At 62.4% G+C, this 3,163-nt stretch carries 3 protein-coding genes and 1 pseudogene; 2 read left to right on the top strand and 2 right to left on the bottom strand.

Annotation, left to right across the window (positions count from 1 at the left end):
- The first annotated feature begins 232 nt into the window (after nt 1–232).
- Both AS156_RS10775 and AS156_RS10770 read left to right on the top strand, forming a co-directional pair.
- Nucleotides 233–457, top strand: a complete 225-nt coding sequence (locus tag AS156_RS10775) for a hypothetical protein (RefSeq protein ID WP_066500179.1) — start codon at nt 233–235, stop codon at nt 455–457.
- A 728-nt stretch (nt 458–1,185) separates the two neighbouring features.
- Nucleotides 1,186–1,917 (top strand): carbonic anhydrase, encoded by a 732-nt coding sequence (locus AS156_RS10770; RefSeq protein ID WP_066503573.1) that lies wholly within the window; start codon nt 1,186–1,188, stop codon nt 1,915–1,917.
- Nucleotides 1,918–2,120: 203 nt separating this feature from the next.
- Here the strand turns inward: AS156_RS10770 and AS156_RS10765 are convergent, their stop codons facing one another.
- Complete coding sequence (locus AS156_RS10765) at nt 2,121–2,906, bottom strand: 2-keto-4-pentenoate hydratase (protein ID WP_066503571.1); 786 nt, start codon at nt 2,904–2,906, stop codon at nt 2,121–2,123.
- An 87-nt stretch (nt 2,907–2,993) separates the two neighbouring features.
- A pseudogene (locus AS156_RS44190) lies at nt 2,994–3,163 on the bottom strand (aldehyde reductase); the annotation flags it as partial.

Raw genomic sequence — 3,163 nt, 5'->3', positions numbered from 1 at the left:
TCGGCGAGGTTGCTGCAGGCGAGCGGCGGATTGTACTTCACTGACGACTTGCATTGATCCGGCAAGCGACATACATCGTGATCGTCGCGCGATCAGGTATCTTCCGCCATCAGAGCCAAGCCGTCAGGCATCGGGCCAGCAAAACGGAAGCCGCGACCTTCCCCAAATTTCACATTCTGCGACCGTGACCGGCCTTGAGCCGGTTCACGGCGCATGACATCGAGGATCATCAATGGCAGAGACGACTGCGGAGGTTATGGTTCACCCGCTCAAATACGATCGTAAGGCCAAAACCTACCGGATGCGGACACAGGCCGAGCTGCAAGCGGAAGCCGAAAAGATTTTAGTTCGGCGGGAGCGGAAGCAGCTCTATGCTCAACTCGACGCGGAAATTGATCGGGCAATAAAGCTTGGACTCGACGGCTTTGTATTTCCGGTCAAGTTGACTAATCGCTGAACTCAACCAAAACAGCCCGATGCCATAGACCGGCATCGGGCTTTTTGTCGTTTAGGGTTGCACTCTCTACGGCTTGCCAGCGCCAGCCCGGCAGGCAGAGTCGCCTGTGCGTTTGTTTTGACCGGCTGGACCTTGGCACCACCCAAACCAAACGCCTCTCAGTGACTCTCTAAACGGCTTCTAGGGGCGGGCAGAAAAAAGGCCGGTCCCAACGAGGAACCGGCCCGGTAGGGGTTCAGGGGCTGCTTATGCAGCCAATCGTATAAGGAACTCGCCGTCTATGCTTGTGGGTGTATGTGGAGAACGGGCACCCGGCTTTCCCTGCGCCCTCTGCGAGTTCGGAGAGCGAAACGAGATGCAAGCCTCGGACAATTCATGTCGCGAGAACGTGGATGTTTGACTGACAGATCACAGAACACACTCGATGTCGTCCCTGCGAAAGCAGGGACCCATAACCACCGATGTTTATCGTTAAGCGATGCTGGAACGACGAGCCCCATTCACAACACAAGCCGCGGAGTATGGGTCCCTGCTTTCGCAGGGACGACATTTGAGAACTTGGCAACCATCTGACGATTTCAGGGACGACAACGGAGAACTTGGCGCCGTCACGAAACCATCCAGCAACCACAGCGACGACAGCCATGTTGGGAAAGACGCCTTCGCAATGATACTGTCGCCACTATGCTCGCTAGATCACCGTGCTCGTTTCACCACGGAGAACCTTGATGTGCCAGCTCTGCGACGTCACAGCTTCCGCGCAACCATCCCGGCGCCATCTCATGATCGGCGCGATCGGCCTCGCAGCGAGCGTCGCGCTGGGATCACACGCCGTCGCCAAGGAGACCAAGCCGCCGCCGAAGCCGCAGAACGTGCTGCCGCCCGACGCTGCGCTGGACCGGTTGGTGAAGGGCAACGCCCGCTATGTCGAGGGCGTCTCGCGCCGGCATGATTTCAGGCATGAGCGCGAGGCGCTGGCCGGCGGGCAAAATCCGTTCGCCGGGATCCTGAGTTGCGCCGACTCGCGGATCGCGCCGGAATATGCCTTCGACAGCGGCCGCGGCGATCTGTTCGTCTGCCGCGTGGCCGGCAATTTCGCCAGCGACGAGGTGGTCGCGAGCCTGGAATATTCGGTGTCGGTGCTCAACGTGCCGCTGTTCATGGTGCTCGGCCACGACAGCTGCGGCGCGGTCGACGCCACCATCAAGTCGCTGAAGGACAACACCACCCTGCCCGGCCATCTGCCTTCGCTGGTCCAGGCGATCGCGCCGGCGGTGAAGGCAAGCCAGGGCAAGCCCGGCGATCTCCTGGCGAATGCGACCAGGCAGAACGTCATCGACAACATCAACAAGCTCAAATTGGCGACGCCGATCCTCAGCGCCGCGGTCGATCAGGGCAAGCTGAAGGTCGTCGGCGGCATCTATCGCCTCGGCGACGGCAAGGTCGAATTGTTGGTGTGAGCATGTTCGCGGAATGCGCGACGCCGCCACAAACTCGCCGTGTCCCTGCGAAAGCAGGGACCCATACGCCGCGGCGGATGTTGCCAACGGGACTCGTCGTTCCGGAGCCGCGCCATAACCAGCTTCCGTGGTTATGGGTCCCTGCGTTCGCAGGGACGACATCCGTCATCTGGAAACGGACGTGCAATGACGACGAAATCGCATCACGTAAACGTCGCTTCCACCTTGCCGAGCCCGTCGAGCTCCATCACGACGTTGTCGCCGGCCTTCAGCCACACCGTCTTGATCAGGCTGCCGGTCAGCACGATCTGGCCGGCGTGCAGGCCCTTGCCGTCGGCGGCGAGGTGATTGGCGAGCCAGGCCAGCGCATTGTGGGGATGGCCGAGCACGTCGGCACCGGTGCCGCGTCCCTCCTCGTTGCCGTTGACAACAGCACGTCCCGTGACGCGAAGCAGGTCGGGCCCGGTGATGCGCGGCACTGCCGGACCGAGCACGCAGCCGGCGGCGAAGAAATCGTCGGCGATCAGCGTCGGCGCGCCGAGCGCCTCCCATTTGACGTAGCGGTCGTCGACGATCTCGATCGCGGGATGATAGGCCTCGATCGCCTCCGCGACCCATTCGGCGGTGAACGGCGCCTCGCTGGCGGCAAGATTGCGCGCCAGCCGCACCGCGATCTCGCACTCGACACCGACGTGGACGTAGTCGGTCGCCGGCAAGCGCACGCCGCTGTCATGCACGACCTTCTCGAACACGCCTCCGGCGCAGGGATGCGGGATGTCGAGATATTCCTGCATCACCGCGCTGGTGCAGCCGATCTTGTAGCCGACGAGGCTACCGACCTGTCCGCGTACGAGATCGTGCACCGCGCGCTGCACACGATAGCCCTCGGCTTCATCGCGGGGCACGACGTCCTTCGGCAACGCCTTCAGCGGCGCGCGACTGCGGCGGGCGGTAGCGATCGCTTTCGCGGCCGCGAGGATCCTGTCCATCGGCGCAGCCTCCCTGTCGTTCTGTTTGCTGGTGGCAATTCAGCACTCAGAGACGAGTCTTGCAAGCATGTCAGACAATTAGCCGGATCACGTCTTGACCAGGCCAAGCTTGATCAGGCTCTCGGCGGTCGCAACCAGCATCTCCTCATTGCTGCGCGGCCGCCAGCCGAGCAGGCTTTGGGCCTTCGCGCTGGTGGATCGCCTGACCTTGCCGAGCAGCGGCAGGGCTGCGCGGGCCAGTGGATTGCGCCGCGCGG

The sequence above is a fragment of the Bradyrhizobium macuxiense genome, from assembly GCF_001542415.1.
GTDB classification, from domain to species: Bacteria; Pseudomonadota; Alphaproteobacteria; order Rhizobiales; family Xanthobacteraceae; genus Bradyrhizobium; species Bradyrhizobium macuxiense.
This window is presented reverse-complemented; position numbering and strand designations above follow the sequence as displayed.